The sequence below is a fragment of the Winslowiella arboricola genome (assembly GCF_025527015.1).
In the GTDB taxonomy this organism is placed as follows: domain Bacteria; phylum Pseudomonadota; class Gammaproteobacteria; order Enterobacterales; family Enterobacteriaceae; genus Erwinia; species Erwinia arboricola.
Genome location: NZ_JAODIM010000040.1, coordinates 135,632 through 153,328, shown reverse-complemented (window position 1 = coordinate 153,328; position 17,697 = coordinate 135,632). Strand labels below are relative to the sequence as shown.

Here is a 17,697-nt window from a genome sequence, read left to right as displayed (position 1 = left end):
CGAGCGATGCCGATAACTGCGTGACTGCTGCTCGTATCCTGCCAGGTTCTGCGCCACATTACCGATGATGAAAACTCAATACACACAAGGTTATACCTTGCCGGAACTGCTTATCGTGCTGGTGATCGCCGGCATCCTTGGCGTCAGCGCTGTGGCGGGCTGGGTGCGCTGGCAACAGCAGCAGCGACTGACGGAGACCGCGCTGCAGATCCAGCATTTTCTGCATCAGCTGCGCGCCTGGGCTAACTGGCACAACAGCGAACAGGTGTTGTGGCTGAAACCAGGAGAGCGCTGGTGTCTCGGCAGCGGCGTGATGCCTGATGGCGCCTGTGAAAACGGACGACGCGACCAGCTGATTGCGCCCCATGCCGATGTTCAGCTGCTGAATATCACCCAAGGGATGGGGTTCTATGGCAAACGCAGCGTGGCGCGGGCGGGCAATATTGAATTTGCCAATGGCGCGGGCAACTGGCGGATTATCGTCTCCGCGCGGGCACGGATCCGCCTGTGTAAACCTGAAGAGCAGGGGAACTGTCAGTGAAAATGCAAGGATTCAGCCTGATTGAAATGCTGATCGCCATGGCGCTCAGTGGGGTGCTGATGCTGGGTGCCATGCGGCTGTTGCCGCAGCTTCAGGGGCAGAATATCCAGCTGATGACGCAAATACATCTTGATGAAGAACTACAACAACTGATGATGACACTGGAGAAAGCGGTGCGCCGCGCCGGTTACTGCAATGGCCAGTGTAGCGGCGAGGGGTTGCAGATTGCCGATAGCGGGCGCTGCATACTGATTCGATGGGACGAAAACAGCAATGGCCGCTGGGAGGAACCCGCACATGCGGAAAGCGAGTTTTATGGCTATCGCTTACGTAATGAGAACCTTGAAATGCAGCGCGGCGTCAGTAGTTGTGAAGGTAGCGGCTGGGAGCGTCTTACCGACCCACAGGTCGTCACCCTGACCCAGTTTTATGCGTTGCGCGATAACCGCACGATTAAACTCAGACTGGGTGGTTATCACCCGGGCATGCCTGCGCGCGCGGTTGCGCTGGAACAGTGGACAGACGGAATGAATTTGCCATGAGCCAACAACAGGGAAGCGGGGCATTAAGTATGGTGGTGATGATCTTACTATTAGGAACCGCGCTGTTGCATGCCACACGCCAGCAGCTTGCGGCTTCGTTGTCGCTGGTAGCCCATGAGCGGCGACATATTATCGATTTTTATGCTGCGCAGGGCGCGCTGGCCTGGGGCAGTACACTCTGGTGGTCAGAAAACAGCGGATGGCAGTGTCAGACAGAGCCACAGCAGCAGTGGCGTGTCTGTCTGAATAGCGCCAATCCCCAGCGCGGATTGCTGCGTGGTGAACATCTTATCGACGCCGGGCCTGCATTAACGCTCTGGCGCTGGGTTCAGTCCGATCCGGCCGTACAGGGGCGTGTTCTGCCGCTGGCCCACGGCTGGATTGATTTCTGCCCACTGAATGATGCTACGGAATGCGATCCCGATGTCCTCTGAGCGGCAGCAGGGCTTCAGTCTGGCCGAAGTGCTGTTTGCACTGCTGCTATTTAGCCTGAGTTTAACCGTGCTAATGCAGTATCAGCGGGTGCTGACGCAAGGCTTTGCCCAGCAATGGCAGCAGCGCCAGGCATGGCGTTATGCCGCGCAACGTATTGAGGGGCAGGCGGTTGATGGCTGGCAGACGCAACTGCTGGCGCAGCCCGGACCGGGCGGTTGTCAGTTACTCAGTGCACAGGCCCGTGGACCGCTGGGGCGTGAAGCGCAGCTGACCACCTTGCGCTGTGAACCCTGATATTACGGCGTAAAATGCGTGATCGTGCGTTTGCTTCGCGCTATATCCGGGTTACAGTGTCGACGCCAGCGGCGCGCATTAGCAGGATTGAACAGGAGCAACGATGTTTACGGTTTACCACTCCAACCAGCTTGATTTATTAAAATCGCTGGCGGCTTATCATATTGAAAACCAACCGTTACGCGATCCTTTTCAGTCTGAAGTGGTGCTGGTGCAGAGCCCGGGGATGGCGCAGTGGCTACAGATGTCGCTGGCCGAACATTTTGGTATCGCCGCCAATATTGAATTCCCGCTGCCCGCCAGTTTTATCTGGGATATGTTTGTGCGCGTACTGCCCGATATTCCTAAAGAGAGCGCCTTTAATAAAGCCAGCATGAGCTGGAAGCTGATGACGTTGCTGCCGGAGATGCTGACGCGTCCCGAGTTTACTGCGCTGAACCACTATCTTACCGATGACGATGATAAACGTAAGCTGTTCCAGCTGGCGGCACGCGTTGCCGACCTGTTTGACCAGTATCTGGTTTACCGTTCGGACTGGCTAAACAGCTGGGAAAAAGGCGAGCTGCTGGAGGGAATTGGAGAAGCGCAGCAGTGGCAGGCGCCGCTGTGGGCGGCGCTGGTGGAGTATACCCGCCAGCTGGCACAGCCGGAGTGGCATCGCGCCAACCTCTATGCTCGCTTTATCTCGCGGCTGGAGCAGAGCAGTGAACGTCCGGCTGGCCTGCCGGACCGGGTGTTTATCTGCGGCATCTCGGCGTTACCGCCGGTCTACTTACAGGCGCTGCAGGCGCTTGGCAAACATATTGATATCCATCTGCTGTTCACTAATCCCTGTCGCCATTACTGGGGCGATATTCAGGACTACGGTTTTCTGGCTAAACTGCAAAGTCGCCGTCGTCGCCATTTCCAGCAATCGGGCGAGAGTGGACTGTTTCGCGATGCGGCTAACGCCGCGTCACTGTTTGATGCCGCCGGTGAACAGCAGCTGAGCAATCCACTACTGGCCTCCTGGGGAAAACTGGGTCGCGACAACCTGTTCTTACTGGCGCAGATGGAAGCGCAGGAGATCGATGCCTTTGTCGATGTCGCGGCCGATTCGCTGTTGCAGGCGGTGCAGTGCGATATGCTGGAGCTGGACGATAAAGCGGTTATCGGTATCACCGCTGAGGAACTGGCTACCAGCGAGCAGAAACGGTTGTTACAGCCGGAAGATCGCTCGATTGCGCTGCATATCTGCCACAGCCCACAGCGCGAAGTGGAAGTGCTGCAGGATCGTCTGCTGGCGATGATGGCGGACAATCCTGAACTCTCGCCGCGCGATATTATTGTGATGGTCGCCGATATCGACGCCTATACGCCGTTTATTCAGGCTGTGTTCGGCAATGCCACAAGTGAGCGTTTTCTGCCGTTTGCCATCTCTGACCGACGTGCCAGCCAGGCGCATCCGGCCTTGCAGGCCTTTCTCAGCTTACTCAGCCTGCCGGACAGCCGCTTTGCCAGCGAAGAAGTGCTGGCGCTGCTGGAGGTTCCGGCGCTGGCGGCACGCTTTAATATCGATGAACCAGGCCTGCGCCGTCTGCGTCAGTGGGTGGCGGAATCCGGCATTCGCTGGGGACTGGATGATGATAATGTGCGCGATCTGGCGCTGCCCGCCACCGGCCAGCACACCTGGCATTTCGGTATTACGCGCATGCTGCTGGGCTACGCCATGGAGAGTGAGTCCGGTGACTGGCAGGGCATATTGCCCTACGACGAATCCAGCGGCCTGATTGCGGAACTGGCGGGTAACCTGGCGGAACTGCTGATGCAGCTGAACCAGTGGCGTCAGCGCCTGTCGCAGACGCGCGCGCTGGATGCGTGGTTACCGCAGTGTCGTCAGCTACTGGACGATTTCTTTGTCGCGGATGCTAATACCGAAGCGGCGTTAGCGCTGATTGAAGAGCAGTGGCAGCAGGCGATTACCTTTGGTATTCAGGCGCAGTATCAGCAGGTGGTGCCGCTGACGCTGCTGCGTGATGAGCTGTCGTCGCGTCTCGATCAGCAGCGCATCAGCCAGCGCTTTCTCGCCGGACCGGTCAACTTCTGTACCCTGATGCCGATGCGCTCGATCCCGTTTAAAGTGGTATGCCTGCTGGGAATGAACGATGGCGTCTATCCGCGCACGTTGCCGCCGCTGGGCTTTGATTTAATGAGCCAGCAACCGCGTAAAGGCGACCGCAGCCGTCGCGATGATGACCGCTATCTGTTTCTTGAAGCGCTGCTGTCGGCGCAGAAACAGCTGTATATCAGCTATATCGGTCGCTCAATTCAGGATAATTCACAACGCTATCCTTCGGTGCTGGTCAGTGAGTTAGTCGATTACATTGCGCAAAGTTTTTGCCTGCCTGGGGATGAACAGCTGGATGTCGACCGCAGCGCGCAGCGGGTGCGGGAGCATCTGCAACATCTGCACAGCCGCATGCCGTTTGCCGCCGAAAATTTCACGCAGGATGCCGAGTTCCGCAGCTTTGCCGCCGAGTGGCTGCCCGCGGCCAGTGGCCGCGGCGAGCCACATCCGCCGTTTATGCAGGCGCTGCCCGCGCCGGAACTGACTGAACTGAATTTCGATCAGCTGGTGCGTTTCTGGCGCCATCCGGTGCGCGCCTTTTTTAGTATGCGACTGGGCGTCGGTTTCAGTCTTGAAGAGACCGAACTGCCCGATGCTGAACCCTTCGAGCTCGACAGCCTCGGGCGTTACCAGATTAACGCGCAGTTACTTAATGCGCTGATTGATGGCAAAGATGGCGATCAGCTGTTTGCTTATCACCGTGCGGCTGGCGATCTGCCCTATGGCGCCTTTGGCCAGCTGTTCTGGCAGGCGCAGCGCGATGAGATGGTCACGCTGGCGGACCTGGTGCGTGAACAGCGGCTGAGCAGCGAAAGCTGGGAGATCAATCTGCAGATCGGTGAGGTGCAGCTCAGCGGCTGGCTGCCGCAGGTGCAGAGCGATGGTTTACTGCGCTGGCGTCCGGGCGTACTGAATTTTAACGATGGCCTGACCCTGTGGCTGGAACACCTGGTGTATTGCCGGATGGGCGGCGTCGGCCGCAGCCGGATGTACGGCCGTAAAGAGAGCCAGTGGGCCTTTGATGCCATTGACCCTGAAGCGGCAACTGAATGGCTGACGCGCTTTATCGACGGGTATCGGCAGGGCATGTCGGCACCGCTGTTACTGCTGGCAAAAACCGGCGGCGCCTGGCTGGCTGCCAGCTATGACGAGAAAAGCGACTCCCTGTTGCTGGATGATGCCACTCAGGCGAAGGCGCGGGTGAAACTGTTGCAGGCCTGGCAGGGTAATTATCAGCTGGAAGGCGAGGGCAGCGATCCCTGTCTGCAACGACTGTTCCGCGTGCTGGATGAGGAGCAGTTGCGTCATATTTGTCGTGAGGCAGAGAGCTGGCTGTTGCCACTACTGCGCTTTAACCAGCGCTGAGTTCGCGCTATCTGCAAGCACGGGCGGCGATAACGCCGTCCCTGGAGGTTGTCACCGTAGCGGCAACTTCAATTACTCCAGGTATGGTGTTACTTTGTAACAGACTTACTTTTTTGTGGTACTTATTTTGCGGCGTACACACAGGCGCAATTGTTGAGGGGTTTGAATGCGTAAGCACGTTGTCTGGATTACGAGTCTGTTTTTTTGCTTTACCTTCTGGAGTCATTTTTCGCAGGCAGCGAACGGCTGGCAGCCGATGGCCGAAACTATTCGTAAAAGCGAAAAGGACCCGCGTCAGTACCAGGCAATCAAACTGGAAAATGGTATGACGGTTCTGCTGGTGTCTGACAAGCTGGCGCCCAAATCCCTGACCTCGCTGGCGGTGCCGATCGGTTCACTGGAAGATCCCGATAATCAGCTGGGGCTGGCGCATTACCTCGAACATATGGTGTTAATGGGCTCAAAGCATTATCCGCAGCCTGATAACCTTGCTGAATTCCTTAAAAAACATGGCGGCAGCCATAACGCCAGCACCGCGTCGTATCGCACCGCTTTCTATCTGGAAGTGGAAAATGATGCGCTGGAACCGGCAACCGATCGGCTGGCAGATGCCATCGCCGAGCCGCTGCTGGATACGGTAAATGCCGATCGCGAACGTAATGCGGTGAATGCCGAGCTGACTATGGCGCGTTCGCGTGACGGACTGCGCATGGCGCAGGTGGGGGCGGAAACCCTGAACCCGCAACATCCGAGCGCCCGCTTCTCCGGTGGCAACCTGGATACCCTGCGTGATAAACCCGGCAGCAAACTGCATGATGCGTTGACGGCGTTTTATCAGCGCTACTATTCGGCCAATCTGATGAAGGCGGTGATCTACAGCAATAAACCGCTGCCGGAAATGGCGCAGATCGCGGTGAAGACTTATGGCCGCGTAGCAAATCGTCAGGCCAGCGTACCGCAGATTACGGTGCCAGCGGCGACGGATCAACAGAAAGGCATCATCATTCACTATGTGCCTGCTCAGCCGCGTAAGCAGTTAAAAATCGAATTCCGCATCGATAACAACAGCGATAAATTCCGCAGTAAAACCGATACGCTGATCGGCTATCTGATTGGCAACCGCAGCAAAAATACGCTGTCCGACTGGTTACAGAAAAGCGGCCTGGCGGATTCGATCAGTGCCGGCGCCGATCCGGTGATCGATCGTAATGGCGGAATCTTTGCCATTTCGGTTTCCCTGACCGATAAAGGCCTGGCGAATCGCGATCAGGTGGTGGCGGCGGTATTCAGCTATATCAATATGCTGCGCCAGGATGGTGTTGATAAACGCTACTTTGATGAAGTCTCGCATGTGCTGGATCTCGATTTCCGTTATCCGTCGATCACCCGCGATATGGACTATATCGAATGGCTGGTGGATACCATGTTACGTGTGCCGGTAGAGCATACGCTGGATGCGCCTTACATCGCTGATCAATACGATGCTCAGGCGATTGAACAGCGTTTGCAGGGTATGACGCCGGAAAATGCACGTATCTGGTATATCAGCCCGAAAGAGCCACACAATAAGCGCGCATACTTTGTTGAAGCGCCTTATCAGGTCGATAAAATCACCCCACAACGCTTTGCGGACTGGCAAAAGCAGGGGCAAGCCATTGCACTCTCGCTACCGGCACTGAACCCCTATATCCCGGATGATTTCAGCCTGATCCCTGTCGATAAAAAAGGCCAGCAGCATCCGCAGGAGCTGATCAACGAACCCGGCCTGCGCGTATTTTATATGCCGAGCCAGTTCTACGCTGATGAGCCAAAAGCCAATATCACCCTGGCGCTGCGTAATAAAGCCTCAATGAATGACGCGCGCAGCCAGGTGCTGTTTGCCCTCAATGACTATCTGGCAGGTGTGGCGCTGGATGAACTGAGTTCGCAGGCGTCGGTGGGGGGCATCAGCTTTTCGACGACCGAAGATGATGGTGTGATGTTTAGCGCCAGTGGTTTCACCCAGCGCCTGCCGAAGCTGCTGAAAACCCTGCTGGAAGGTTACGCCAGCTTTACGCCGGATGAGGCGCAGCTGGAGCAGGCAAAGTCCTGGTATACCGAGCGTCTGGATTCGGCGGATAAAGGCAAGGCGTTTGAACAGGCGATTCAGCCGGTGCAGATGCTGTCACAGCTGCCTTATACTGAGCGCAGCGAACGTCGTAAGTTATTGCAGTCGATTACGGTGAAAGAGCTGCTTGAGTACCGTAAGCAACTGCTGGAAAACGCCACGCCGGAAATGCTGGTGGTGGGCAATATGACGCCTGATGCGGTCAGTTCACTGGCGCGTGACGTGCGTGGACAGCTGAAGTGCAGCGGCGAGAGCTGGTGGCACAGTGAATATGTTGCGGTTGATAAGCCGACGCTGGCGAATATCGAAAAGGCGGGCAGCAGTACCGATTCGGCGCTGGCAGCAGTCTATATTCCAACCGGCTATGCTGAGCATCAGAGCATTGCCAGCAGCGCGATGCTCAGCCAGATTGTGCAGCCGTGGTTCTACAACCAGCTGCGCACCGAAGAGCAACTTGGTTATGCGGTGTTTGCCTTCCAGATGCCGGTCGGGCGTCAGTGGGGCATCGGTTTCCTGTTGCAGAGCAACAGCAAGCAACCGGCATACCTGCTGCAGCGTTATCAGGCATTCTATCCCACGGCGGAAAAACGCCTGCGCGCGATGAGCAAAGAGGATTTTGCGCAATATCAGCTGGCGATGATTAACGAGCTGAAACAGCGTCCGCAAACGCTGGATGAAGAAGCCGGTCGTTTTACCAAAGATTTTGACCGCGAAAATTACCGCTTCGATACCCGTGACAAAGTGATCGAGCAGGTTAAGCTGCTGACGCCAGAGAAGCTGGCGGACTTCTTCCATAATGGGGTGATGAAACAGCAGGGCCTGGTGCTGATGTCGCAAATCTCTGGTACTCAGCATGCCAGACCGGAATATGCCAAAGGCGCAGGCTTTAAAACCTGGGAAAATGTCTCCAGCCTGCAACAAACTTTACCGGTGATGAGTGAGAAAAAATGAGTGATCCGATTCCGCAGCGCCTCGACCCCTTAACTCTGCCGCTGGCGGGTGAGCGGCTGATTGAGGCTTCTGCGGGAACCGGTAAGACCTTTACCATTGGCCTGCTCTACCTGCGATTGCTGCTGGGCCTCGGACAGCAGGCGGCTTATCCGCGTCCGCTGTCGGTGGAGGAGATACTGGTGGTGACCTTTACCGAAGCCGCCACCGCCGAACTGCGCGGGCGTATTCGTAGCAATATTCATCAGCTGCGTATCGCCTGTGTGCGCGGCGTCACTGACGATCCGATGCTGCAACAGCTGCTGTCACAAATCGATGATCTGCAACAGGCTGCGTCAATGTTGCTGGCGGCGGAGCGGCAGATGGATGAAGCGGCAATTTTTACCATTCATGGTTTCTGTCAGCGCATGCTGAACCTCAATGCCTTTGAATCCGGCATGCTGTTTGAACAGCAGCTTATCGAGGATGAACATACGCTGCGCCGCCAGGCGACCGCCGATTTCTGGCGTCGTCACTGCTACCCGTTGCCGCTGTCGATTGCGCAGGTGGTCGCGGCGGAGTGGAGTGGCCCGGACGCGCTGCTGTCAACGCTGTCACCCTGGCTGCAGGGTGAATCACCCACGCTGAAATATCCTCCGGCGCTGGAGGAGACGCTAAGTGAACGTCATGCAAAGCTGATTGCCCGTATCAATAAACTGAAAGCGCAATGGCTCGCCGCCGCGGCTGAACTGCATGCGCTAATCAGTGATTCCGGCGTCGATAAACGCAGCTACAGCAGTAAACACCTGCCGAACTGGCTGGATAAAATCGGTCAGTGGGCGCAGGAAGAGACGCAGACTTACAGTGTGCCGAAGGATCTGGAGCGCTTTGCACAGAGCACGCTGCTTGATAAGACCAAAAAAGGTGAAGCCCCGCGGCATGCGCTGTTTAGCGCGGTTGAGCTGTTTCTGGCGGAGCCGCTGTCGCTGCGCGATCTGGTAATAGCCCGCGCGCTACAGGAAATTCGCTTTGCCACGCGCCAGGAGAAGCGCCTGCGCGCGCAACTGGGGTTTGATGATTTACTTAGCCGGTTTGACGAGGCGTTGCAGCAGCCCGGCGGGCCGCTGCTGGCCAGCACCATCCGTAACCGCTATCCGGTAGCGCTAATCGATGAATTCCAGGATACCGATCCGCAACAGTACCGGATTTTCCGCACGCTGTATGTCGGGCAGCCGGAAAGTGCGCTGTTACTGATTGGCGACCCGAAACAGGCAATCTATGCATTTCGTGGCGCAGATATTTTCACCTATATGAAAGCGCGTTCCGAAGTGAGTGCGCACTATACGCTGGATACGAACTGGCGCTCCTCGCCATCGATGATCGCCAGTGTTAACCAGCTGTTTTCCCGGCTGGATAATCCGTTTCTGTTTCGCGAAATTCCCTTTCTGCCGGTACAAGCGGCAGCGCCCAATCAGGCGCTGCGTTTTACGGTTGATGGTCAGCCGCAACCGGCGTTGCGCTTCTGGCTGCAGCCGGGTAGTGGCATTGGCGTCAGTGAGTACCAGCAGTATATGGCGCGCCAGTGCGCGGCTGAGATCCGTCACTGGCTGAGCGCTGGCCAGCAGGGTAAAGCGCTGATCGGCAGAGGCGACAAAATGCGTGCGGTGCAGGCATCGGATATCACTATTCTGGTCCGCAGTTATGGCGAAGCAGCGGTGATGCGTGAAGCGCTTAACGGCCTGAATATTCCTTCGGTCTATCTCTCCAATCGCGACAGCGTGTTTTCCACCCCGGAAGCGCGTGAACTGTTGTGGCTGTTGCAGGCGGTGCTGGCGCCGGAACAGGAGCGCACCCTGCGTAGCGCGCTGGCGACCAGTATCCTTGGACTGGATGCGCTAACCCTCGATAGTCTGAGTCAGGATGAGCGCGCCTGGAATCAGCTGGTGGATGAGTTCGACCATTATCGCCAGCACTGGCTGAAGCGCGGTGTGCTGCCGATGTTGCGTGAGCTGATGGTGAAGCGCCATATCGGCGAGAATTTACTGCTGTCGGACAGCGGCGAGCGCCGGCTTACCGATCTGCTGCATCTCGGTGAACTGTTGCAGGAAGCCGCTACCCAACTCGACAGCGAACATGCGCTGGTGCGCTGGCTGGCGCAGCAGATTGCCCAGCCTGACAGCCAGGCCTCTAACCAGCAGCTGCGGCTCGAAAGCGACCGCCATCTGGTGCAGATTGTCACCATCCATAAATCCAAAGGACTGGAGTACTCGCTGGTGTGGCTGCCCTTTGTCGCCAATTTCCGTGAGGCGGCCAACGGTATTTATCACGATCGGCAAACCTTTCAGGCGCTGCTCGATCTGCAGGGTGATGAAGAGAGTCAGCAACTGGCGGAACAGGAGCGGCTGGCGGAGGACTTACGCCTTTTGTATGTGGCGCTGACGCGTTCCATCTGGCATTGCAGCATTGGTATTGCGCCGCTGGTAAAAGGCAACCGTAAGAAAGAGGGCAGCAGCGATCTGCATAAAAGCGCCCTCGGCTTCCTGCTGCAACGCGGCGAGGAGGCTGACAGTGCACAGCTGCTGGCGTTATTGCAGCAGCTGGAGGGTGAGGTAATGGCGCTGACCAGCGAAGAGGTCAGCGACAATACCCCCTGGCAGCCTGCGTTAGCGGATCAGCAACTGCTCAGCAGCCGGCAGGTTGGCCGCACGCTGCGTGATGAGTGGCGCGTAACCAGCTACTCCGGTTTACAGCAGCATGGATCCACCATGGCACTGGATCTGACGCCGCGTTTTGATGTTGATGCCGCCGGTGAAGCGGGTCAGGTGAGTGAGCCAACACTTACTCCGCACAGCTTTCCCCGCGGCGCATCGCCGGGAACTTTTCTGCACAGCCTGTTTGAGAATATCGATTTCAGCCAGCCGCTTAACAGCGAATGGTTGCAGCAACAGTTGCAGCAGCAGGGTTACGATGAGATGTGGCTGCCGGTGCTGGAGCAGTGGGTCGAACGCATTCTGGCGACACCGCTTGATAACAGCGGCGTCAGCCTCAATAAGTTGCAGCCGCAACAGATGCAGGTTGAACTGCAGTTTTATCTGCCAATAAATGCGCTGCTGACTGCTCCTGCGCTCGACAAAGTCATGCGTCAGTATGATGCGCTGTCAGCACAGGCGCCTGAACTCAATTTCCATCAGGTGCGCGGCATGCTGAAAGGCTTTATCGATCTGGTGTTCTGCTGGCAGGGAAAATATTACCTGCTGGACTATAAATCTAACTGGCTGGGCGACGAGAGTGCGGCCTATACCCCGCAGGCGATGGAACAGGCCATGATTGCGCATCGCTATGATTTGCAGTATCAGCTTTATACCCTGGCGCTGCACCGCTATCTGCGCCACCGGCTGGCGGATTATGACTATCAGCATCACTTTGGCGGCGTGCTGTATCTGTTTTTACGCGGTGTCGACGGAAGCGCCAGTGAAAATGGCGTATTTCATACCCGCCCTTCAGTGGAATTTGTGACGGCGCTGGATCAGCTATTTGCTGCCAGCACGCAGGAGGCGACATGCTGACAGAGCTATTGCGCCAGGCGGTGGAGAAACGGCTATTGCGCGCGCTGGATGTGCAGTTTGCGCGGATGCTGGCCGATGAATCGCAACCGGCGCTGATGCTGGCGGCGGCGTGGATTAGCGCCGAAGCCGGAGAGGGGCATGTCTGCCTGCCGCTGTCACAACTAACTGAAGCTGCGCTGTTTGCCGGGCGCCATCCCGAGCTGGCGGCGGCCATCTGGCAGGCGGCAGATGCGCCCGATGACTGGCACGCCTTGCTGTTAAACAGCGAAGCGGTAAGTGATGGCTCACTTGCTACCCCGCTGGTATTGCAGCAGCAGCGCCTGTATCTCAACCGTATGTGGCAGGGTGAAGGTAAAGTGGCGGCATTTATTGCTGCTGAACCCGCGTCTGAGGTGGCTGATACCAGTGTGCTGCGTGCGGTACTCGATCAGCTGTTTGGTCAGCAGCCGGATGACTGGCAGAAGATCGCAGCTGCGGTGGCGATAACCCGCAAGATATCGGTGATTTCCGGCGGCCCTGGCACCGGTAAAACCACTACGGTAGCGAAATTACTGGCGGCGCTGATCCGCCTGACGCCTGGCCCGCTGCGCATTCAGTTAGCCGCACCGACCGGTAAAGCGGCAGCACGGCTGACCGAGTCGCTGGGCAAAGCGTTGCGCGGGCTGGATCTCAGCCATGAAGAGCAGCGAAAATTTCCGGCGGAAGCCACTACCTTACACCGGCTGCTGGGCGCGCAGCCGAATAGCCAGCGGATGCGCTACCATGCGGGCAACCCGTTGCACCTTGATGTGCTGGTCGTGGATGAGGCGTCGATGGTCGATTTACCAATGATGGCCAATCTGATTGCAGCGCTGCCAAAGCAGGCGCGGGTGATTTTTCTTGGCGACCGCGATCAGCTGGCATCGGTGGAGGCTGGCGCGGTGCTGGGGGATATCTGTCGTTGCGCCGAGGCGGGTTACAGCGTCGAACGCGCGCAGCAGCTGACACAGCTAACCGGTTGCCAGGTTGACGGACGGCATGACGCACAGGCGTCGGGGGTTCGTGACAGCATCTGCCTGCTGCGTAAAAGCTACCGCTTTGATGAGCAATCGGGGATTGGCCAGCTGGCGCTGGCGGTCAATGCTGGCGATCTGCGCGCCGCTGAAACGGTATTCAGTGCTGATTACCGTGATATAGAACGTTACCCGCTCGCCAGCGCTGAAGATTATCAGCAGCTGCTTAATGACTGTGTGGCCGGATACCGTCCTTATCTGCAGCTGGTTGCGCAGCAGGCGCCGCCACAGCAGGTGATGGCAGCGTTTTCGCGCTATCAGTTACTCTGCGCGCTGCGCGAAGGGCCATTTGGCGTGGTGGGGCTGAACGAACGTATCGAACTGACGCTGCATCATCAGCGACTGATCCAGCGTCCACCTGCCGCCAGCGGCAAATGGTATGCCGGGCGTCCGGTAATGATCGCCCGCAATGATCGTACCCTTGGCCTGTTTAATGGCGATATTGGTATTGCGCTGCGTGATGAAGAGTTCGAGCTAAAAGTGTTCTTTCCGCTGCCTGATGGCACCATTAAAGCCGTGCAACCCAGTCGCCTGCCGCCGCACGATACCGCTTTCGCCATGACGGTGCATAAATCGCAGGGGTCGGAGTTTGAACATACCGCGCTGGTGCTACCCAACCATTTTCTGCCGGTGCTGACGCGTGAGCTGGTGTATACCGCGATCACCCGCGCCCGCGCGCGGCTGACGCTTTATGCTGATAATTCGGTGTGGAAGAAAGCAGTAAAGGTGCGCACGCAGCGACGCAGTGGATTGCAGGAACGGTTGGTTAGCTGGTGAACTGTCTGTGGATGGTAAGCACGTAGTCCACAGCCATCGATATTATGCCTGTAAGCGCAATTGCTCTTTCAGCTGTTCGAGGATAAAGAGGCATTCTGTAATTTTTGCCTGCTCTTTCGATGCGCGAATTCGTAGCGCCAGATTCCAGTTATTCAGCTCTCTGGCATTTTCCACCAGCCCTGAATCTGTCGCAATTCTGCCGCAATTTTCCAGCCATTGCGCCACTTCAGCCCAATCCCAAAGCGGTGACTGACCGGTGATACGCTGAATCGGATTGGGGAAATCACCTTTGCCGCGTGTACCATCTTTCAGCATGGTAATCGCCTGGCGTGACAAATCTGAAAGTTCTGCAATATCGCTCAGGCCGACCAGGGTGGAATCAACAGACTCAACACGAGCACCGATGCCAGCACCTTCAATATCCTGAATAGCAGTGGCAATCGCATTTTTTAGCGATGGCGCATCGCGCTCAAACTCGAGGTAAATGGCTTTGCCATAGTAGCTAAGCATCGCGTCGTCACAACCCGCCTCAAAAAGCGCATCTTCATGGCCTTCCGTGTCGAGATTAATGCCTGAGACTGTCAGTGTGAAGTTATAGAATGCCATGCGGGCTCCTGTTGCCTTTAATGTTAAAAAGGCGGTAATAACCCCCGCCTTTGGGATAATCAAAAAAATTTAGTTTGCGTATTCCATTGTTCAGGCAGGCATTTATTGACATAACGAATGATCTGTCTGGCAAAATGTTCGGGGTTTTTTGGTGTCGACCAGATACTGTGCATATGTTCAGTATGCCCCGCAAGGCCGCAGCGGATTTTACAAAACGGGTGAGCTTTACTGCTGCACTCGACAATAATCCAGCCACTGGCCACGGCATGATCGATCGCTGCCTGTATTTCCTTATGTGGATGCTTTTTCATTAGCCTCCGTTGCGCTAATAATAGACAACGTGTGAACTTGTGTCAACACTCAGGGTGCTGATGGCAGAGTTCCCTTGCCGCACAAGTCACGTCAGTTACGGCTGACATGCTGGAAGCAGTCACCGATGTGCTTAAATTAGCATATGAAGGCAATGGGGTTTTTCGAGCAGGATCAGATAGTTATGTAAATATTTTTCAGCATTGTATTGCGGGCGACGAAAACGCCGCCCGGGCAGGGAATCTAGCGCAAATCTGCCATCAGCACTTTGGAGCGACGCTGATAGTTATACATCTGCTTTTTACTTTCCGGCAGCACTTCAATATCCACTGGCGTGAAGCCCCGTTCCTGGAACCAGTGAATACTGCGGGTGGTCAGCACAAACAGCTTTTTCAGCCCCATCTGGCGCGCCTGTAGCGCCACGCGCTCTAACAACGCTTCACCGCGTGATGAGCTGCGATAATCGGGATGCACCGCCACACACGCCATTTCACCGATCTTCTCTTCCGGGAAAGGGTAGAGTGCGGCGCAGGCGATAGTCAGATTGTCGCGTTCGATAATGGTGAATTTGTCGATCTCCATCTCCAGCTGCTCGCGTGAGCGGCGCACCAGAATTCCCTGTTCTTCCAGCGGACGAATCAGCTCCAGAATGCCGCCGATATCGTTAATGGTGGCGCGACGAATCTGCTCAGAGGACTCCATCACGATTTGTGTACCAATACCGTCGCGTGAGAACAGTTCCTGCAACAGCGCGCCATCTTCCTGATAGCTGATCAGGTGGCTGCGACGCACGCCGCTGCGGCAAGCTTTGACCGCGCCACGCAGAAAACGCACGGTGCCGGAGAGGTAATCACCTTCTGTTTCCTGCACTTCGATCAGCGCCTGCGCGTCGTTGGGGAACAGTTCGGAGATAATTTTACCTTCATCATCGGTTACCCCCTGCTCAGAGCAGAAGCCGATCATCTTTTCTGCTTTTAACTTGATTGCCAGCTGGGTGGCGACTTCTTCAGAAGTGAGGTTAAAGCTTTCGCCAGTAACTGATACCGCTACTGGCCCCATCAGCACAATCGCACCGCTATCAAGCTGACGATGAATCGCTTCTTCGTCGATACGGCGGATACGCCCGCTATGACAGTAGTCAACGCCGTCATCAATACCCAGCGGTTGGGCAATAATAAAGTTGCCGCTGACCACATTGATATGCGCGCCCTGCAGTGGCGTATTATTCAGGCTCATCGACAGGCGGGCGGTAATATCCAGCTGTAAGCGACCGGCGGCCTGCTTTACCAGCTCTAATGAATGCGCATCGGTAACACGTGTATGTTTATGATAAATCGGTTCGAGCTGATGCTCAGCCAGGTTAGCGTCAATTTGCGGACGCGCGCCATACACCACCACCAGGCGAATGCCGAGGCTGTGTAACAGGCCGATATCATTGACGATGCTGGAGAAGTTTTGGTGCTCTATCGCTTCGCCGCCGAGCATAATGACAAAGGTCTTACCCCGGTGCGTATTGATATAGGGAACGGTGTGGCGAAAACCCTGAACCAGTTCAGTACTACGTTCCTTCACGGCAAACCCTCTTTGCATGTTTATTCGAAATTTTTGTATTTTTATTCTTTTATCGCCTCTGATGCAAGAGGCAATTATCCTTAGTTATCACCAGCTACCTCATTTTAGTCCGGCTAATTCTCTGCATTTATTCGCTTTTTCCGGGTGACAGCGATTAACGGATTGGTTAAAGTTTTTGCCATATTTTTCTTTTTGGTTTTTTTTTAGACACACCACAGTAAATCTGGAGCGGCATGACCGAATCAAACTCTTTCCTCAGTCGACGCCGATTGTTACAACGCGCCGGCGCGGTTTGGCTGCTAAGCGTCAGCCCGGCTGGCTTTGCCGCCAGCAGTCATGTAGTGGCGGTGCGCATCTGGCCCTCATCAACTTACTCGCGCTTAACGCTGGAATCGAATATCCCGCTTAAATATAAGCAGTTTGCCCTGAGTAATCCTGAACGTGTGGTGATCGATATCGAGAATATCCACCTCAATCAGGTGCTGAAAGGGGTGGGCGATCTGGTACTGAATAACGATCCCTATATTAAAAACGCCAGGGTAGGGCAGTTTGACCAGAATACCGTCCGTCTGGTGCTGGAACTGAAGCAGAACGTCTCACCGCGCATTTTTACCCTGCCGCCGGTGGCAGGAATCAAAGATCGTCTGGTGCTGGATCTTTATCCGGTGCAGAGCAAGGTCGAAGACGATCCGCTACTGGCCCTGCTGGAAGATTATAACCAGGGCGATCTGGAACGTTCGCAACCGGCGGAAGCGCCGTTACCGGGTAAGGCCGGACGTGACCGGCCAATTGTGATTATGCTCGATCCGGGCCATGGCGGTGAAGATTCGGGCGCGGTGGGGAAAAATAAGACGCGCGAGAAAGATATCGTGCTGAAAATCGCCCGACGCCTGAAAACGATGATCGATAAGCAACCGAATATGCGGGCTTATATGACGCGTAATGAAGACGTGTTTATTCCGTTAAAAGTGCGGGTGGCTAAGGCGCGCAAGCAGCGTGCCGATCTGTTTGTCTCGATTCATGCCGATGCCTTTACCAGCCGTGCCGCCCGCGGTTCGTCGGTTTTTGCCTTATCGACCAAAGGTGCAACCTCAACGGCGGCGCGTTTTCTGGCGCAAACCCAGAATGAGTCAGATTTAATTGGCGGCGTCAGCCGTAGTGGCGATCGCTATCTGGATCACACCATGTTCGATATGGTGCAAAGCCTGACGATTAATGACAGCCTGAAGTTTGGTAAAGAGGTGTTGTCGCGGCTGGGGAGGGTGAATCATCTGCACAAGCGCACCGTCGACCAGGCCGGATTCGCGGTGTTAAAAGCACCGGATATTCCGTCGATTCTGGTGGAAACCGCGTTTATCAGCAATCTGGAGGAGGAGCGTAAGCTGCGTACCACCAAATATCAGCAGCAGGTGGCTGATGCGATTCTGTCGGGTATAAAAGCTTATTTTGCTAATGGCGCGGCGGTAGCGAGGAAATAGTATCATGTAGGGACGGCGT

12 protein-coding genes are annotated in these 17,697 nt (G+C 56.0%); 9 read left to right on the top strand and 3 right to left on the bottom strand.

What is annotated here, in order from left to right:
- Nucleotides 1-67: 67 nt before the first annotated feature.
- The 8 genes from N5923_RS10600 (at nt 68) to recD (ending at nt 13,713) form a co-directional block, all read left to right on the top strand.
- Nucleotides 68-541 (top strand): prepilin peptidase-dependent protein, encoded by a 474-nt coding sequence (locus tag N5923_RS10600; RefSeq protein ID WP_267143952.1) that lies wholly within the window; start codon nt 68-70, stop codon nt 539-541.
- Nucleotides 532-1,083 carry a prepilin peptidase-dependent protein gene (locus N5923_RS10595; RefSeq protein WP_407704439.1) on the top strand — a complete coding sequence of 184 codons (552 nt, stop codon included), beginning with the start codon at nt 532-534 and terminating at the stop codon, nt 1,081-1,083. The genes N5923_RS10600 and N5923_RS10595 overlap by 10 nt, the downstream gene beginning before the upstream one ends.
- Complete coding sequence (locus N5923_RS10590; RefSeq protein WP_267143919.1) at nt 1,080-1,517, top strand: DUF2509 family protein; 438 nt, start codon at nt 1,080-1,082, stop codon at nt 1,515-1,517. Before N5923_RS10595 ends, N5923_RS10590 begins: the two co-directional genes overlap by 4 nt.
- Nucleotides 1,507-1,812: a prepilin-type N-terminal cleavage/methylation domain-containing protein gene (locus N5923_RS10585; protein WP_267143920.1), complete on the top strand. Its 306-nt coding sequence runs from the start codon at nt 1,507-1,509 to the stop codon at nt 1,810-1,812. Before N5923_RS10590 ends, N5923_RS10585 begins: the two co-directional genes overlap by 11 nt.
- A gap of 103 nt (nt 1,813-1,915) precedes the next feature.
- Nucleotides 1,916-5,284 (top strand): exodeoxyribonuclease V subunit gamma, encoded by a 3,369-nt coding sequence (gene recC, locus N5923_RS10580; RefSeq protein ID WP_267143921.1) that lies wholly within the window; start codon nt 1,916-1,918, stop codon nt 5,282-5,284.
- Between the two features lie 166 nt (nt 5,285-5,450).
- Nucleotides 5,451-8,342 (top strand): pitrilysin, encoded by a 2,892-nt coding sequence (gene ptrA / locus N5923_RS10575; RefSeq protein ID WP_267143922.1) that lies wholly within the window; start codon nt 5,451-5,453, stop codon nt 8,340-8,342.
- Complete coding sequence (recB, locus tag N5923_RS10570; protein WP_267143923.1) at nt 8,339-11,884, top strand: exodeoxyribonuclease V subunit beta; 3,546 nt, start codon at nt 8,339-8,341, stop codon at nt 11,882-11,884. The genes ptrA and recB overlap by 4 nt, the downstream gene beginning before the upstream one ends.
- A complete protein-coding gene (gene recD, locus N5923_RS10565; protein WP_267143924.1) occupies nt 11,878-13,713 on the top strand; it encodes an exodeoxyribonuclease V subunit alpha in 1,836 nt (611 codons plus the stop codon). The genes recB and recD overlap by 7 nt, the downstream gene beginning before the upstream one ends.
- A gap of 42 nt (nt 13,714-13,755) precedes the next feature.
- Here the strand turns inward: recD and N5923_RS10560 are convergent, their stop codons facing one another.
- The 3 genes from N5923_RS10560 to argA form a co-directional block, all read right to left on the bottom strand.
- A complete protein-coding gene (locus N5923_RS10560) occupies nt 13,756-14,319 on the bottom strand; it encodes a helix-turn-helix transcriptional regulator (protein ID WP_267143925.1) in 564 nt (187 codons plus the stop codon).
- A gap of 59 nt (nt 14,320-14,378) precedes the next feature.
- On the bottom strand, nt 14,379-14,630 hold the full coding sequence (locus N5923_RS10555) for a hypothetical protein (RefSeq protein WP_267143926.1): 252 nt from the start codon (nt 14,628-14,630) through the stop codon (nt 14,379-14,381).
- A 241-nt stretch (nt 14,631-14,871) separates the two neighbouring features.
- The gene (gene argA / locus N5923_RS10550; RefSeq protein ID WP_267143927.1) at nt 14,872-16,218 is read right to left on the bottom strand and encodes an amino-acid N-acetyltransferase; all 1,347 of its coding nucleotides are present in this window, start codon (nt 16,216-16,218) and stop codon (nt 14,872-14,874) included.
- Between the two features lie 215 nt (nt 16,219-16,433).
- On the opposite strand from argA, the gene amiC reads away from it, so the two are divergent.
- Nucleotides 16,434-17,678, top strand: coding sequence for an N-acetylmuramoyl-L-alanine amidase AmiC (gene amiC / locus N5923_RS10545; RefSeq protein ID WP_267143928.1), 1,245 nt, complete (start codon nt 16,434-16,436; stop codon nt 17,676-17,678).
- Nucleotides 17,679-17,697 lie beyond the last annotated feature (19 nt).